Origin of the sequence: Flavihumibacter rivuli, assembly GCF_018595685.2 — a bacterium.
Classification (GTDB): Bacteria; Bacteroidota; Bacteroidia; order Chitinophagales; family Chitinophagaceae; genus Flavihumibacter; species Flavihumibacter rivuli.
Genome location: NZ_CP092334.1, coordinates 812,058 through 826,465, shown reverse-complemented (window position 1 = coordinate 826,465; position 14,408 = coordinate 812,058). Strand labels below are relative to the sequence as shown.

Sequence of the window (14,408 nt, the reverse complement as noted above, 5' to 3'; positions counted from 1 at the left end):
CATTTTGGGGAATTTACGCAAGCAGCACCCGTAAAAAACAAAATGCCGGTCGACAATATTTGTCAACCGGCATAGATCTGTGATTACCAAGCAAAAAAAAAGCCCTCCTGGGAACAGGACGGCCTCTAACGATTGCTTGCCATATGAAAATTCTTACTTCTTTACAGAGTCAACAGCAGCCTTAGCGCTATCAACTACAGCAGTAGCAGCAGAATCAACTTTTGCAGCAGCTGAGTCTACTACAGCAGCAGCAGAGTCAACAGTAGCAGCAGCAGAATCAACTACAGCTTCAGTAGTTTCAGCAGCGTTGTTACAAGCTGCAAATGCGCCAATAACCAGAACGAAAAGGAGCTTTTTCATTTGAAATTGTGTTTTGTTTGAATGAATGATTTGATATTTATACCGGAACCTGAAAAAGGTAACCCGGATTTTGAAAAAAAAATTTTGGACCGCCCAAAAGGGTTACTATTTGTTATTTTGGGTATTAAACAATAGAAGGTTGTGAGCGCAGACGCATCAGAAAAATTATTGCTAAGCAGATTGGCTGTTAATGACAGGCAGGCCACCGAAACCATTTATAAACAGAATTATAATATGGTGCAATCGCTCGTCCTGAACAATAATGGCACCATTGACGATGCCCGCGATGTGTTCCAGGAGGCGATGGTGGTTTTGTACGAAAAAGCCCGGACGGGAAATTTTGAACTGAACTGCCTGATCAGCACCTTCCTGTATTCGGTAGCCAGGAGATTGTGGCTCAAACGATTACAACAATTACAGCGTTTTTCAGCTGAGGTAGATGGGGCAGCCGAGACTGTTCCGGTGGAAGAAGACCTGGACATGCACGAACAGCGGAACCACGAGTTCCAGGTGATGGAAAGGGCCATGATGGGATTGGGGGAACCTTGTAAAAGTCTTTTGGAAGCCTATTACCTCCAGAAGAAGAACATGTCGGAGATCGCAACCAGTTTTGGCTACACTTCCGCGGACAATGCCAAGACCCAGAAGTACAAATGCCTGATGAGACTGAAGAAAATCTTTTTTGCCCAATATAAAAACCAGGTGTAATGAGCGAAGAAATGCAGTTGATGGAAGCCATCGAGAAATATATCCGGGGGGAAATGTCTTCCCAGGAGCGGGTATATTTTGAACAACTGCGCAAAACCAACCCGGATGTTGACCAGCTGGTAGTGGAGCACACCATGTTCCTGCACCAGCTCAATGAATTCGGGGAAAGAAAACAGTTCCGAACCCAATTGCATGAAACCCACCAGCACCTTTTTGAAGCGGGTGAGATCAAGGAGGAAATCCCCAAGGTAAAGGTGATCCAACTGGTGAGCAAATACAAAAAGGTACTGGGCATGGCAGCCAGCATTGCAGGCCTAACGGCCCTGGCCATCAGCGGATTGGTTTCCTATTTTACCCCTAAGGGCAGCCCTTCTGAAATAGCCCAGCTGAAAAAGGAGATCAACGCTGTCAAGATTTCACAGAAGCAAACCCTAAACCAGATCAATAACACCCTTATCAGCAGCTCTCCCCGGCCAGCCGCTCCCGGTAAATTCGGGGGCACAGGTTTCCTGATCGATGGTAAAGGTTACCTGGTGACCAGTGCCCATGTTGTTGCCAAGGCAGATTCCGTATATATTGTCAATTCTAAAGGTGATTATTTTAAGGCTAAAATATTGATAGCCAATGATAATACTGATATTGCCGTATTAAAAATTGATGATGAAAGATTCCAGCCTCTGGGTAAACTTCCTTACGGCATCCGCAAGGGTAAGTCAGACCTCGGGGAGCCGATCTTTACCCTTGGCTTTCCCCGGACTGAGATCGTGTACAACGAAGGTTACCTGAGTGCAAAAACCGGCTACAAGGGCGATACCGTAGCCTACCAGATCGCTATTTCTGCCAACCCGGGTAACTCAGGAGGTCCCATCTTCAATAAATCAGGTGAGGTGATCGGGGTACTTAGCGGTAAGCAGGTTACCGCCGAAGGGGTGGTGTTCAGCAGCCAGAGCAAGAATATCTTCAGGGCGCTGGATTCCCTGAGGTCAGAAGAGATCAGGCTTCCCCTCCAGTCCTCCCTCAGGGGTATGGAAAGGGTTCAACAGGTTAAGAAGATCGAAGACTGTATCTTCAATGTAATGAGCTATTAAGCACTATTTAACGATAATAAAAAAGCCGTCCTTCAGGATGGCTTTTTTATGTCCTATATTTTAAAACCGGGTCAGGACGCCCATAGGTTATTCGGGTATTCGCCCGAAGCAACCAACTCATCCAGGCTTTTCTGGACCCCCGGAGCATCTTCTTTATAAGTTACCCCAAACCATTGGGCAGATGTCGGGATCACCGGAATGGTTCCCATACCCTTCTTAATAAATTCGTCAGCAACGATCGGAATAAAGAATTCAGCTTTGGGATTGGCCGAATTATCCTGAAGGAACTTGTGGAACATTTTCTCACTGATGACAAAAATGGAGGGATGGAAACACCAGAAATTCATGGATACGCTGGAATGCACCGGCAATTCCCTTGGCTCACGATTATCGTCACAAACTATTTTTCCGTCCTGCTGGGAGATGTTGATCCGCTCGGCGATCGAACTCAGGTTGCCTTTCTCATCTACTTCACAAACCCCGCGATTCACTGTTCCATTCTCTGAAAGTGTCTTCATCAGGTCGTACCCAATAATGGCATACTTCTGTTCATTGCAATCACCGGAAAGGAACTGGTAAGCCTTTTCAAAGGCATCCCTGCCATAGAAATCATCGGCATTGATCACTGCAAAGGGATCTTTTACGGCATCACGGGCACACAACACGGCGTGGGCTGTACCCCAAGGCTTGGTACGGTCTGCCGGAACAGGGTGGCCATCCACAAAAGCATTCAAATCCTGGAAGACATAATCAACCGCAATCCGTCCTTCCAGTTTTTTGCCAAAGATCTCCCTGAAATCATTTTCAAAATCCTTCCTGATAATGAATACCACTTTCTTAAATCCACTCCTTATCGCATCAAAAATGGAGTATTCCAATATCGTTTCACCACTGGGTCCGAATGACTGGATCTGCTTCAGGCTTCCATAACGGGAAGCCATACCGGCAGCCAGGATAACAAGGGTAGCTTGCATTGCTCTAATTTTGAATTTGAGCACGAATATAGTACATACCTTAAAATTGCCGTAACGCAAAGGATTGCCAATTCATGAAGCCTGAACAATCATCATTTACCCCTGCAATAGAACCGATCACTATTCCATTAAAAGGGGATACCAGGATAAATATCCTCAGACTCGACAGGTTCCATCCCGTGGTATCCGGTAACAAATGGTTCAAACTGCGTTATTACCTGGAAGAAGCCCTGCAGTCAGGTAAAAAAGGACTGGTCACTTTCGGTGGGGCCTATTCCAATCATATTGTTGCTGCAGCATTCGCTGCAAAGGAAAACGGATTGCTTTCCTATGGCATCATCAGGGGTGAAGAACCCCGAACATTGTCCCCCACACTTTTGGAAGCTGAGGGTTATGGCATGAAATTCCTCTTCGTTTCCAGGGAACAATACCAACTGAAAACCCAACAGCCCCTCTTTGCTGAATTCCCTGCCGCAGACTGGACCTTGATACCGGAAGGGGGATATGGGGAAGCTGGTATACAGGGCGCCGCAACCATCCTGGATGCTGTCAGCAACCTTGAGCAATTCTCCCATATTGCCGCAGCTGTAGGGACAGGGACCATGCTGGCAGGACTGGCGCGCAGGTCGCTGCCCCTCCAGCAACTGGTTGGGATCAGCGCATTAAAAGGGGAAGATCATCTTACCGAGGAAGTGATGGTGCATGGCAGGATCAACAGTGATCGGTTGCGCATCTTTTTTGATTACCATTTTGGCGGTTATGCCAAACACCCGTCTTCGCTACTTGACTTCATGAATGGTTTTTACCAACAAACATCCGTGCCAACAGATATCGTTTACACTTCCAAATTATGCTATGGCATACTTGATCTTGCAGGGAAGGGCTATTTCCCAAAAGGCTCCAATATCCTGCTCATCCATAGTGGTGGCCTGCAAGGCAACAGGTCATTGCTAAAGGGTGAATTGATCTTTTGAACATCATCCTTTCCACTTCCCCTTAATGCACAAGAGAAAATCTTTTTCACCAAGCTTACTGTATTATATTTGCCCTGATGGCATTAACCCTCCCTGAAAAAATAGCGATCCTATTGGTATTGTTCCTGCTTTCCCTTGGCCATGTAATGCATGCACAGGACAGCCTTCCTGAATTCTCCCTGCAAAAAAGAAGTGGAAACAGGGTGATCATCGGGTGGACCAATCCCTATGGAAATAAGGTACGCCAGATCAGTATCCAAAGGTCTCCCGACAGTCTCAGGCAATTCAAGACCATTATTACCCTTCCGGATCCCACTGTTCCCCAAAATGGATTTGTAGATGCCAAGGCTCCAAATGACAGCCAATACTACCGGCTCTATATTTTATTGGATAGCGGTAAATACCAATTCAGCAGGGCAAGAAGGCCTGTTGGGGTTAAACCAACACCCAGGAAGGAACCAACAAAGCCAGCAGAAAACGAACCTAGCCCAACACAACCTGAAACCCCGGTGCAACCGGTTGTGGTAAGCCCTGAAAAGAAACCGGCACCAGTTAAAAAGGAAGAGAAGACAAAGGTGGAACCGGAACCGGTGGTTGAAAAATATATCGCCATAAAGCGAAGGGATAGCCTGATCACTTTCATCAACGAGCGGAACTCCAAAAGATTCAGGGATTCCATTGCCAACAGGACAAAGGACACCCTGCAGGTAATCCATCCTGATACCTTCCTCATCAGGCCCTTCATCCCAAAAGAGGTTTACCGTCCCTCACGATACATATTCACAGACAAGGATGGGTGGGTGAATATCCAATTGCCCGATGCCAGGTCGAAACAATACAAGGTCAGGTTCTATGATAGCGACAACTCCTTCCTGTTTGAAGTAAAGGATATACACGACACCTTACTGCACCTGGACAAAGTCAATTTCCTGCATGCCGGTTGGTTCTCCTTTGAGTTATTTGAAAATGGGGTGATAAAGGAGAAGAATAAAGTTTATGTAGGGAAGGATTTTTAGGGAACCTTTCCAGGCTTACATGAGCTTCACCTCAAAGACCTTCCCAAAATTCCTTTTTACGGCAGCCTTGGCTTCCTCAAAATCAACCTTTCTGCCCAGTTCCTTTTCCAGGGAGGTAACAGCTTTCTGTTTGATGCCACATGGCACGATATGATCAAAATAACCAAGGTCTGTATTGATATTGAAGGCAAACCCATGCATGGTTACCCAGCGGCTGCATCGAACGCCCATTGCACAAATCTTCCTTTCCTTTCCCGGTGTAAAAGGATCCAGCCATACACCGGTCTCACCAGGGGACCGCTCCCCTTTCAAACCATAATCGGCCATGGTCAGTATAATGACCTCTTCCAGGTTGCGCAGGTAGCGGCCAATATCCGTATAGAATTTCTCCAGGTCGAGGATGGGGTATCCAACGATCTGTTGCGGCCCATGAAAGGTGATATCCCCTCCCCTGTTGGTCTTATAGAATTCGATCCCTTTATTTAAACGGTCTTCCTCACTGATGAGCACATGTTCCATATGCCCGCTTTTTCCAAGGGTATATACAGGGGGATGCTCAACGAAAAGGAGGTGATGGCAGGTAGATTCCTGTGTATCCACCCTTTCATTTTCAACAGGCTGGAAAGAAGCCGCTTTAAGCTTTAAGTTTTCCTGTAATAGTTGTTCCTGTAAATCCCATGCTTCGCGATAAGCCATCTGGCCCAGGTCCCTGAAAAATACTTCCTGCATGCCGCAAAGGTAATAGGAATATCCATCCTCTCCATTATCGCAATGTTCCACTATTCCTGGCCCCGGAACCTCAGGAATGCCTGTTGAAAGCTATTTTTGCAGAAATAAACCCGGACCATGTCAAAAGCAAGTGAACAAGAAGAGTTATTGGAGAACGGCGAAAGCAGTGATGAACTTTATGAACGACACGCCATAACCTGCGACCCAGGCCAGGAGCCGTACCGGATTGACAAATTCCTGGTGGGCAGGATCGAGTATGCCACCCGCAACAAGGTACAAAAAGCCATTGAGAGCGGAATGGTTACGGTGAACGGCAAGAACGTACAACCAAATTATAAGGTAAAGCCGGGCGACGAGATCATTGTTTACTCTGATAAGGAAGTGAAGGGAGAGCAGATCGTTCCGGAGTTCATTCCCCTGGATATCCAATACGAGGATGATGATGTGATGATCATTAATAAACCGGCCGGCCTGGTGGTGCACCCGGCTTCGGGTAACCCTAACGGAACCCTGATCAACGGGGTGGCCTGGTACCTGAAACAAAAGAATAAGGACATTTCTGAGGAAACCCTTCCAAGGTATGGGATGGTACACAGGATAGACAAGAATACCAGTGGGTTGATGGTGCTGGCCAAAACAGACAAAGCCGTCACTTCACTTGCCAAACAATTCTTCGACCATACTGTTTTCCGTCGGTATATCGCATTGGTCTGGGGTGACCCGTCAGAAGACGAAGGAACGGTCAATGCCCACATCGGGCGGCACCAGCGGTTCCGTAAGCTTTTCGATGCCTACCCGGAAGGGGACCATGGCAAGGAAGCCATCACCCATTATAAAGTGCTGGAAAGGTTCGGTTATGTAACACTGGTAGAGTGCCGGCTGGAGACAGGAAGGACCCACCAGATCAGGGTACATATGCAACATATCGGCCACCCCTTGTTCAATGATGACTTCTATGGTGGCGACAGGATCGTGAAAGGTACTGTCTATAGTAAATACAAGCAATTTGTGGAGAACTGCTTCGCCATTTGTCCACGCCATGCCCTGCATGCGAGGAATATCGGTTTCAAACACCCCGGCACCGGCGAACAAGTACTGTTTGAATGCGAACTTCCCCAAGACATGAAAGAGTTGATCGAAAAATGGCGGAACTATGTAAAGTTCAAAGGCGTTCCGGAAGAATAATCTTTCATCTACTACCCGCTGCGGCGGGTAGTTCTTTATTCGAAACCAAAGAAGGTGGCCGTAAATACCCCGCGCTCCCGTTTCTTAAAAGCTATCTTCCAGTTGCCGGTATACCTGACAAGAACTGGCACCTGTAAACCACTATGTTGTCCTATTTCCACTTCCATCTGCACATCAAAGTCATAGGCAACTGCATTGTAACTGAGGTCATATTGCCTGGCCGTGATCTGCATGGACTGCTGGTCAAAATAGGTGGTTACGGAATTGATCACGACCTTGTCCTGCTCTGCTCCTCGCAATCCATCCTTTGACCTGATCCGGAACACATAGCAGTTTTGTCCCTTGTAGGGTGCCATATCAATTTCAAAGTCATACAAGTCCGCCATGGGTGGTTCATATATATTGATCTTCTCACCAATAAAAGGTATCCCAGGTATCTTCCTCCCCGGATCAAAGAATAGCATTTTCAATTGCTCCTTGTGCTTAGCCATACCCCTCTTGTCCTTCACCTTTCTTTCTGCACCAGCTACTGTATTGGTTTCACCGCATACCATACCTTCAGTAAAGAATAAACCGGCATACATTTCCGCGGTGGAATAATTCCAGTCGCCGGATCGGTCCTTCATATCGCCCGTAATGGATTCTTCCAGCACTTCCATTGTCCGGCAACCGTTGCGGTAATATTGCCTGGTCCTGCTTTTCATGGAAGCCTGCAGTTGAGACTGCTTACCCAGCATCCTGATATCATTCAGTGAGGTATAACCGAGGACCCTGAGGTTCTTGAAGGATTTATAGAAACTGGTATCGAGCTGAACCCTCCTGATGAACGAGGGAACATCCATATTGGATCGCACCACCACTTCCCTGAGGGTGATCGATTTGCTGTCCACGAACACGGTAGTATCCTGCGAAAATGCATCCGGGCTTAACAGGACAACAGAAAAAAAGCCTATCAGCAAGGCACATACGCTGACAGGCTTTATCCTAAAGAAAATCATTCCAGGTTATTTGGCGAACATCATTTTATAGTCAACCCTGATCTTGCCTTTGGCAATATCATCCAGTTTACCCTTGAGCAGTTTACGCTTGAGGGGTTTAAGGTGGTCGATGAACAATTTGCCTTCAATATGATCGTATTCGTGAAGGATAACCCTGGCGGTAATACCGGTAAAGGTTTTCACCTGCGGCTCAAAATGCTCATTCACGTATTCCAGAGTCACTTCCTCTGGCCTGTATACATCTTCCCTGATCTTGGGAATGCTCAGGCAGCCTTCATTGTAGGGCCATGGTTCACCGTCCAGCTGCTTGATATGCGCATTGATAAATACCTCCTTGATGCCTTTGTCTTCCGGGAACTCCCCCTTTTCATCCTCATCCATCCCTTCTATGATCTGGAGGCTATCCACCACGAAGATCCTGATATCCCTGTTGATCTGGGGAGCAGCCAACCCTACCCCATTGCTGTAATACATGGTCTCCCACATATCCAGGAGGAGTTGCTGCAGTCCGGGATAATCCGGTGAAATATCCTTGGCAACCGTTCTTAAAATAGGGTTGCCATATGCTACGATAGGTAAAATCATCGATTCAATTCACTTTAATCAATTGGCAAAGGTAAGAAAACCGCGGGGAATCAGGGATTGAAACGTCCCATGTATTCCTGCAGGATGATGGTCGCGGCGATCTCATCCACCAATTCCTTCTTTCGCCGGTCCTTTTTCTTCATACCACTTTCGAGCATGCTTTGCTTAGCCATCTTTGAGGTATAACGCTCATCTACTTTTTCAATGGGGATAGCGGGGAAATGCCTGGCCAGCTCCTTGATGAATGCTTCTACCAACGGTGTAGCATGGGTTTCTGAGTCATCCCAATTGCGGGGCTCCCCAATAATGAACCGTTCTACCTGTTCCTTCGTGCAATAGTCCTTGAGAAAGGCGATCAGGTCCTTGGTGGCAACAGTTGTCAATCCGGTGGCGATGATCTGCAACGGGTCAGTCACTGCGAGACCTGTACGTTTCCCTCCATAATCGATAGCTAAGATCCGGGCCATAGTGGTGTGAAGATAGTTTGGGGAAGATTATAGTGTTACAAATAAATCGCTGATGACGAAAAGGGCAAAGACCACACTGGCTACTCCATTGGCTGTCATAAAGGCGATGTTCACCCGCGACAAGTCATTGGGTTTAACGATGGAATGCTGGTAAACCAACATTCCTACAAAAACAGCCACCCCTATCCAATACAACCAACCGAAGTCGCCATATAACCCTGCAGCTATTACACTTGCCGCACTCAGGGCATGCAGCCATTCCGAAACTTTCAAGGCCCTGGATTTGCCAAGGGCAGCGGGGATGGAATGCAACTGGTTGCTGCGATCGAATTCCTCGTCTTGCAAGGCATAGATGATATCGAAACCACTCACCCAAAAGATGACAGCAAAGGAAAACAGGATAGGTAACCAGTCGAACTTGCCGGTAACGGCCAGGTAAGCACCGATGGGCGCTAGCGAAAGCCCTAGTCCGAGTACCAAATGGCATAGTGCCGTGAAGCGCTTGGTATAACTATAACCCAGGACCACCAATAGGGCCACAGGTGATAAGAAGAAACATAAGCGGTTGATGAACCAGGTGCAAAGGATAAAAAGCAAACTGCTGGCTATCGTAAATACCAGGGCCTTGTCTGCCCCGATGATGCCGGCAGGTATCTCGCGGATGGCGGTCCTGGGGTTCCTCGCATCAAAATGCCGGTCCAGGTAGCGGTTAAAGGCCATGGCCGCGCTACGGGCAAAGACCATGCAAAGGACCACCAATGCCAATAGTACCCACCAGGGCCTGCCAGGGGCACCATCGACCGTTGACCATTGGGAAGGAAGTGCATCCTTGCCCCATCCCCCAAAGAATTCGAGGATGGATTCGCGGGAGGCCAGGAAAAAACCGATCAGGGCAAAAGGCATCGCAAATATGGTATGCGAGAACTTGATCAGGCTCAGGTAATTCTTTATAGTGCTCATCAGTATCTCAACTTTTATATAAGAAGGCTACCTAACAGGTAGCACATGTGTATTATTAACAGTCAAGGGTGTGGCTTGGTTCCGGAAAACGACCAGGGTTATCCGGTTTCAGCCAGCAGACCTAACCGATCCTTTCCCTAACCAATTCCCATAAAATGATCCCGGCAGCTACCGATACATTCAGGGAATGTTTCATGCCTAATTGGGGGATCTCAAGGCAACCATCGCAATGCTTCAGCACCTCACTGTCCACACCGGACACTTCATTACCGAAGACCACCGCTATCTTTTCATCCAGGTCCGTATCGATTCGGTTCAGGAGGTAACTGTCAGTGGCCTGTTCCACCGCGTACACCCCATAGCCTTTTTGCCTGAGCGCCACCACTGCCTCCAGGGTTGAAGGGAAATATTCCCATGCCACGGTTTCTGTAGCTCCCAGCGCGGTCTTGTTGATGTCGCGATGGGGCGGCTGGGGGGTATACCCACACAGGTAAATGGACTCTATCAGGAAAGCATCTGCCGTGCGGAAAACGCTGCCCACATTATGCATGCTGCGGATATTGTCCAACACCACTACAACAGGTATTTTTTCAGCCTTGCGGAATTCGTCCACAGACTTCCTGTTCAACTCGTCCATGCTCAATTTTCGCATGGCGCAAAATTAGGGTTTTGGAGCGGCAAGCCTGCAGTTTCCATTGAAGCGGGCTGGATACACAGCATAACATTATTTCAGATATGTACCAGGCTTATGATAACCTGGTCAGGACTTACCCGGTCACTATCGTTTCCAAACATTTAAATCTTCACACGATATCAACCATCCGGAACAATACTTTCCCATCCCCATGGCCATCCCTTATATTTGCTGGCTATGTCGAAATCGAGTGCAGAAACGCCCCTGATGCAGCAGCATAAGGCCATCAAACAAAGGTATCCCGATGCGGTACTGCTCTTCAGGGTGGGCGACTTTTATGAAACATTCGGCCCCGATGCCATCATCGCTTCGCAAGTATTGGGCATCACCCTAACCAAAAGGAATAATGGTGCGGCTTCATCCAGCGAACTGGCAGGATTCCCCCACCATGCCCTGGAAACCTACCTGCACAAGCTGGTTAAGGCAGGATACCGCGTGGCCATTTGCGACCAGCTGGAAGATCCCAAACAAGCTAAGGGTATTGTTAAGCGGGGCGTAACAGAAATGGTTACCCCCGGAACCGCTACCAATGACAAACTATTGGAACACCATTCCAATAACTTCCTGGGCAGCATCAATTTCATTGAGGAGAACCGTTATGGCATTGCCTTCCTCGATATCTCCACTGGCGAATTCTTTGTTGCCGAAGGGGACAGGGAATATGCGGATAAATTGCTGCAAAGTTTCCAGCCAGCCGAAGTCCTTTTCCAGCGGCACCGGCAAAAGCAGTTCAAGGAATTCTTTGGTACCCGTTTCTATACCTATACCCTGGATGAATGGATCTTCCAGGAAAGCTATGCATTGGAAACCCTGCTGAAACATTTCCAGACCCACTCCCTGAAAGGTTTTGGTGTTGAGGAAATGAAGGATGGCCTGGTGGCAGCAGGTGCCATCATCCATTACCTGAAGGACACCGAACATCCCAACCTCCAGCACATCACCTCCCTGCACCGGATCGACAGGGGTGATTTCCTCTGGATGGATCGTTTCACTATCAGGAACCTCGAATTACTGGGCGGCCCTTCTGACCAGACCCATTCCCTCCTGAAGGTGCTGGACCAAACAGTATCCCCCATGGGGGCCAGGCTGCTCAAGCGCTGGATCGTCTTTCCCCTGAAGGAAGCTGGCAGGATCAATGAGCGCCTCGACCTGGTGGAATATTTTATTACCGAGGTAGACCTAAGAACCCAACTGGCGCAACATATCCGCCAGTGTGGGGATATAGAAAGGCTGGTCAGCAAGATCCCGCTTAAAAAGATCGGCCCCAGGGAAGTATTGCAACTGGCAAAGGGATTGAACCAGGTGGCGGCCATTAAGGAACTATGTCACCAGTCAGGGAATGCTTACCTGAAACGTTTGGTGGACTCCCTGAACCCCTGTACCTATATCGCTGAAAAGATCATCAGGGAACTGCCTGAAAACCCGCCAGCCACAGCAGTCAAAGGAGGCATCATCGCTTCAGGGGTTCATGCCGAACTGGATGAGCTCAGGAAGATCGCTTCCAGCGGCAAGGAATACCTGGTGCAATTGCAACAACAGGAGTCGGCCAATACCGGCATCCCCTCCCTGAAGATCGGTTTCAATAATGTTTTTGGTTATTACCTTGAAGTAACCAATACCCATAAGAACAAAGTGCCGGATAGGTGGACCAGGAAACAGACCCTGGCCAACGCAGAACGGTATATCACCCCTGAGTTAAAGGAATATGAAGAGAAGATCACAGGTGCCGAGGATAAGATCCTGCTGATCGAACTGCAATTGTTTGAAGCATTGCTGAATGAATTGCAGGACTACCTTTCCCCTATCCAGACCAATGGCAATGTCCTGGCCATCCTGGATTGCTTATTGTGCTTCGCCCAGAACGCCCTGCAATTTGGTTACAAACGTCCACGCATACACGAAGAGGATGCCTTAGAGATCAAGGCGGGCAGGCATCCGGTGATCGAAAGGTACCTGCAGCCGGGTGAGACCTATGTCGACAATGATATCACCCTTAGCAAATCGGACCAGCAGATCATTATCCTGACGGGTCCCAACATGAGTGGTAAGAGCGCTTTGTTAAGGCAGGTTGCCTTGATCACCCTGATGGCACATATGGGTAGCTTTGTCCCGGCCTCGGAGGCGAATATCCCGGTAACGGATAAGATCTTTACCCGTGTGGGGGCGTCAGACAACCTCAGTGGCGGGGAATCCACCTTCATGGTTGAAATGAATGAGACCGCCTCCATCATCAACAATGTGACCAGCCGCAGCCTGATCCTCCTGGATGAGATCGGCAGGGGGACTTCTACCTATGATGGCATTTCCATTGCCTGGAGCATTGTTGAACACCTGCACCAGGCACCACAGGCACCGCTCACCCTGTTCGCCACCCATTACCATGAGCTCAATGAACTGGAAAACAAATGGTCACGTATCCGGAACTTCCATATCACCAATAAGGAAGTGGGCAATAAGGTGATCTTCCTGCGCAAACTAGCCCCCGGAGGCACCACCCATAGCTTCGGTATTCACGTAGCCAAAATGGCCGGCATGCCCCCATCGCTGATCGAAAGGGCAAATGAGATCCTGGTCCAACTGGAAAGCAAGCACCTGGCAGAAAAGGAAGTGAATGCTGATACCAGCCTGAAAGAAAAGGTAAAGGAGATCGGAGGCCCCAAGATGCAGCTATCCATTTTCGATATCCACTCCCAGACCTTCGACTCCATCCGTAAAACACTGGAGGGAATCGACATCAACCGGTTAACGCCGGTGGAGGCCTTGTTAAAACTGCAGGAGATCAAGAATATGATCAAGTAATCAATTGATTGAAAAGGGTTGCGATGGCAATCCAGGATAGTATATACAGAGAACAAACCGGTAAGGGATTGCCTTACCGGTTCTTTTTACCCATGCAGGATAGAATGGCCAGTCGGCCTTTCCATTAGAAACTAACACCCATCCCTACTCGAAATACCTTGTTCCTGGCATCCACAGAACGGTTTGCGTCGATCCTGGTTAGTCCATGGTCATAGCCGGCATATACATTCACCCCATTGCCAAACTGGTAAGCCAATCCGGCAGTAAGGGCTGCATCCCAATTGTTAAACGAACCAGACACATCAAACTTTTCATTCAGCAGGTTAATGCCCAGTAAGCCGGCCCTGGCCCTGAGGTCGGAACGGAGCATATAGGAAACCTGTGGGCCGGCATAAACCTGGAAGCCTTTACCCAGTTTAGCCTTCAATACCAGCGGAAGGTCAATATATTGGCTGATCAATTCCGCCCTGGCGGAAATACCCAGTAATTCCAACATCTTGAAATCGAAATTACCTTCCAGTTCATAGCCCTTACGGGAATAGAGCAAGGCAGGCTCCAGTAAAAGATTTTCCGTCAAGGGCACCTGAAGGTAGGCCCCAACATGGTAGCCGGTCCTGCCGCTTGTTTTCACCATGCCATCGGATAGTTCCAGTAAATTATTCAATTGCGTATTGGCGTCTCCGGTTATGGAGGCAAAGTTCATTCCAGCCTTCACACCATAACCAATCTTCGTTTGAGCATAACTGATAGTGATTGCAAGCATCATAACAGCCAGGGTAAAAATCTTTTTCATAACCAATTGCAAACCGGGATTTATAGCCGGCTTACTCTTATTGCAATGAAAAACATGCCATGAAACCCGCTACAGGTC

At 48.2% G+C, this 14,408-nt stretch carries 15 protein-coding genes; 6 read left to right on the top strand and 9 right to left on the bottom strand.

Going from position 1 to position 14,408, the window contains the following annotated elements; translation table 11 throughout:
* Window positions 1–153 precede the first annotated feature (153 nt).
* Window positions 154–360, bottom strand: coding sequence for a hypothetical protein (locus KJS94_RS03700; RefSeq protein WP_214449029.1), 207 nt, complete (start codon window positions 358–360; stop codon window positions 154–156).
* Window positions 361–501: 141 nt separating this feature from the next.
* Between KJS94_RS03700 and KJS94_RS03695 the strand changes: the two genes are divergently transcribed.
* Together KJS94_RS03695 and KJS94_RS03690 are read left to right on the top strand one after the other, a co-directional pair.
* The gene (locus KJS94_RS03695; protein WP_214449030.1) at window positions 502–1,068 is read left to right on the top strand and encodes an RNA polymerase sigma factor; all 567 of its coding nucleotides are present in this window, start codon (window positions 502–504) and stop codon (window positions 1,066–1,068) included.
* The gene (locus KJS94_RS03690) at window positions 1,068–2,156 is read left to right on the top strand and encodes a S1C family serine protease (RefSeq protein ID WP_214449031.1); all 1,089 of its coding nucleotides are present in this window, start codon (window positions 1,068–1,070) and stop codon (window positions 2,154–2,156) included. Before KJS94_RS03695 ends, KJS94_RS03690 begins: the two co-directional genes overlap by 1 nt.
* Before the next feature lie 71 nt (window positions 2,157–2,227).
* On the opposite strand, the gene KJS94_RS03685 is transcribed toward KJS94_RS03690, so the two are convergent.
* Window positions 2,228–3,130: a nucleotidyltransferase family protein gene (locus KJS94_RS03685; protein WP_214449032.1), complete on the bottom strand. Its 903-nt coding sequence runs from the start codon at window positions 3,128–3,130 to the stop codon at window positions 2,228–2,230.
* Between the two features lie 74 nt (window positions 3,131–3,204).
* Between KJS94_RS03685 and KJS94_RS03680 the strand changes: the two genes are divergently transcribed.
* Together KJS94_RS03680 and KJS94_RS03675 are read left to right on the top strand one after the other, a co-directional pair.
* Complete coding sequence (locus KJS94_RS03680) at window positions 3,205–4,104, top strand: 1-aminocyclopropane-1-carboxylate deaminase/D-cysteine desulfhydrase (RefSeq protein WP_239804282.1); 900 nt, start codon at window positions 3,205–3,207, stop codon at window positions 4,102–4,104.
* Window positions 4,105–4,181: 77 nt separating this feature from the next.
* Window positions 4,182–5,120: a hypothetical protein gene (locus KJS94_RS03675; protein ID WP_214449033.1), complete on the top strand. Its 939-nt coding sequence runs from the start codon at window positions 4,182–4,184 to the stop codon at window positions 5,118–5,120.
* A 15-nt stretch (window positions 5,121–5,135) separates the two neighbouring features.
* Here the strand turns inward: KJS94_RS03675 and lipB are convergent, their stop codons facing one another.
* Window positions 5,136–5,849, bottom strand: a complete 714-nt coding sequence (lipB, locus tag KJS94_RS03670) for a lipoyl(octanoyl) transferase LipB (protein ID WP_214449034.1) — start codon at window positions 5,847–5,849, stop codon at window positions 5,136–5,138.
* Between the two features lie 117 nt (window positions 5,850–5,966).
* Here lipB and KJS94_RS03665 point away from each other — a divergent pair, with 117 nt between their 5' ends.
* On the top strand, window positions 5,967–7,034 hold the full coding sequence (locus tag KJS94_RS03665; protein WP_214449035.1) for an RluA family pseudouridine synthase: 1,068 nt from the start codon (window positions 5,967–5,969) through the stop codon (window positions 7,032–7,034).
* Between the two features lie 35 nt (window positions 7,035–7,069).
* Here the strand turns inward: KJS94_RS03665 and KJS94_RS03660 are convergent, their stop codons facing one another.
* From KJS94_RS03660 to KJS94_RS03640, 5 genes are all read right to left on the bottom strand, one after another.
* The gene (locus tag KJS94_RS03660; RefSeq protein WP_214449036.1) at window positions 7,070–8,032 is read right to left on the bottom strand and encodes a hypothetical protein; all 963 of its coding nucleotides are present in this window, start codon (window positions 8,030–8,032) and stop codon (window positions 7,070–7,072) included.
* Between the two features lie 6 nt (window positions 8,033–8,038).
* Complete coding sequence (gene def, locus KJS94_RS03655) at window positions 8,039–8,617, bottom strand: peptide deformylase (protein ID WP_214449037.1); 579 nt, start codon at window positions 8,615–8,617, stop codon at window positions 8,039–8,041.
* 50 nt (window positions 8,618–8,667) lie between these two features.
* Complete coding sequence (ruvX, locus tag KJS94_RS03650) at window positions 8,668–9,084, bottom strand: Holliday junction resolvase RuvX (RefSeq protein WP_214449038.1); 417 nt, start codon at window positions 9,082–9,084, stop codon at window positions 8,668–8,670.
* 27 nt (window positions 9,085–9,111) lie between these two features.
* Entirely contained in the window at window positions 9,112–10,044 is a 933-nt protein-coding gene (locus KJS94_RS03645) for a UbiA-like polyprenyltransferase (RefSeq protein WP_214449039.1), read from the bottom strand.
* A gap of 121 nt (window positions 10,045–10,165) precedes the next feature.
* Entirely contained in the window at window positions 10,166–10,696 is a 531-nt protein-coding gene (locus KJS94_RS03640; protein WP_239804281.1) for an RNA methyltransferase, read from the bottom strand.
* A gap of 219 nt (window positions 10,697–10,915) precedes the next feature.
* On the opposite strand from KJS94_RS03640, the gene mutS reads away from it, so the two are divergent.
* The gene (gene mutS / locus KJS94_RS03635; protein ID WP_214449040.1) at window positions 10,916–13,537 is read left to right on the top strand and encodes a DNA mismatch repair protein MutS; all 2,622 of its coding nucleotides are present in this window, start codon (window positions 10,916–10,918) and stop codon (window positions 13,535–13,537) included.
* 124 nt (window positions 13,538–13,661) lie between these two features.
* On the opposite strand, the gene KJS94_RS03630 is transcribed toward mutS, so the two are convergent.
* Complete coding sequence (locus KJS94_RS03630) at window positions 13,662–14,330, bottom strand: porin family protein (protein WP_214449041.1); 669 nt, start codon at window positions 14,328–14,330, stop codon at window positions 13,662–13,664.
* Window positions 14,331–14,408: the final 78 nt, after the last annotated feature.

Excerpts from the sequence above, each read along its gene's own strand:
- KJS94_RS03645 (WP_214449039.1), bottom strand. The coding sequence starts at position 10,044 with ATGAGCACTATAAAGAATTACCTGAGCCTGATCAAGTTCTCGCATACC.
- KJS94_RS03640 (WP_239804281.1), bottom strand. The coding sequence starts at position 10,696 with ATGCGAAAATTGAGCATGGACGAGTTGAACAGGAAGTCTGTGGACGAA.
- KJS94_RS03630 (WP_214449041.1), bottom strand. The coding sequence starts at position 14,330 with ATGAAAAAGATTTTTACCCTGGCTGTTATGATGCTTGCAATCACTATC.
- KJS94_RS03685 (WP_214449032.1), bottom strand. The coding sequence starts at position 3,130 with ATGCAAGCTACCCTTGTTATCCTGGCTGCCGGTATGGCTTCCCGTTAT.
- KJS94_RS03660 (WP_214449036.1), bottom strand. The coding sequence starts at position 8,032 with ATGATTTTCTTTAGGATAAAGCCTGTCAGCGTATGTGCCTTGCTGATA.
- KJS94_RS03700 (WP_214449029.1), bottom strand. The coding sequence starts at position 360 with ATGAAAAAGCTCCTTTTCGTTCTGGTTATTGGCGCATTTGCAGCTTGT.
- mutS (WP_214449040.1), top strand. The coding sequence starts at position 10,916 with ATGTCGAAATCGAGTGCAGAAACGCCCCTGATGCAGCAGCATAAGGCC.
- KJS94_RS03680 (WP_239804282.1), top strand. The coding sequence starts at position 3,205 with ATGAAGCCTGAACAATCATCATTTACCCCTGCAATAGAACCGATCACT.
- KJS94_RS03690 (WP_214449031.1), top strand. The coding sequence starts at position 1,068 with ATGAGCGAAGAAATGCAGTTGATGGAAGCCATCGAGAAATATATCCGG.
- KJS94_RS03675 (WP_214449033.1), top strand. The coding sequence starts at position 4,182 with ATGGCATTAACCCTCCCTGAAAAAATAGCGATCCTATTGGTATTGTTC.
- KJS94_RS03665 (WP_214449035.1), top strand. The coding sequence starts at position 5,967 with ATGTCAAAAGCAAGTGAACAAGAAGAGTTATTGGAGAACGGCGAAAGC.
- def (WP_214449037.1), bottom strand. The coding sequence starts at position 8,617 with ATGATTTTACCTATCGTAGCATATGGCAACCCTATTTTAAGAACGGTT.
- lipB (WP_214449034.1), bottom strand. The coding sequence starts at position 5,849 with ATGCAGGAAGTATTTTTCAGGGACCTGGGCCAGATGGCTTATCGCGAA.
- ruvX (WP_214449038.1), bottom strand. The coding sequence starts at position 9,084 with ATGGCCCGGATCTTAGCTATCGATTATGGAGGGAAACGTACAGGTCTC.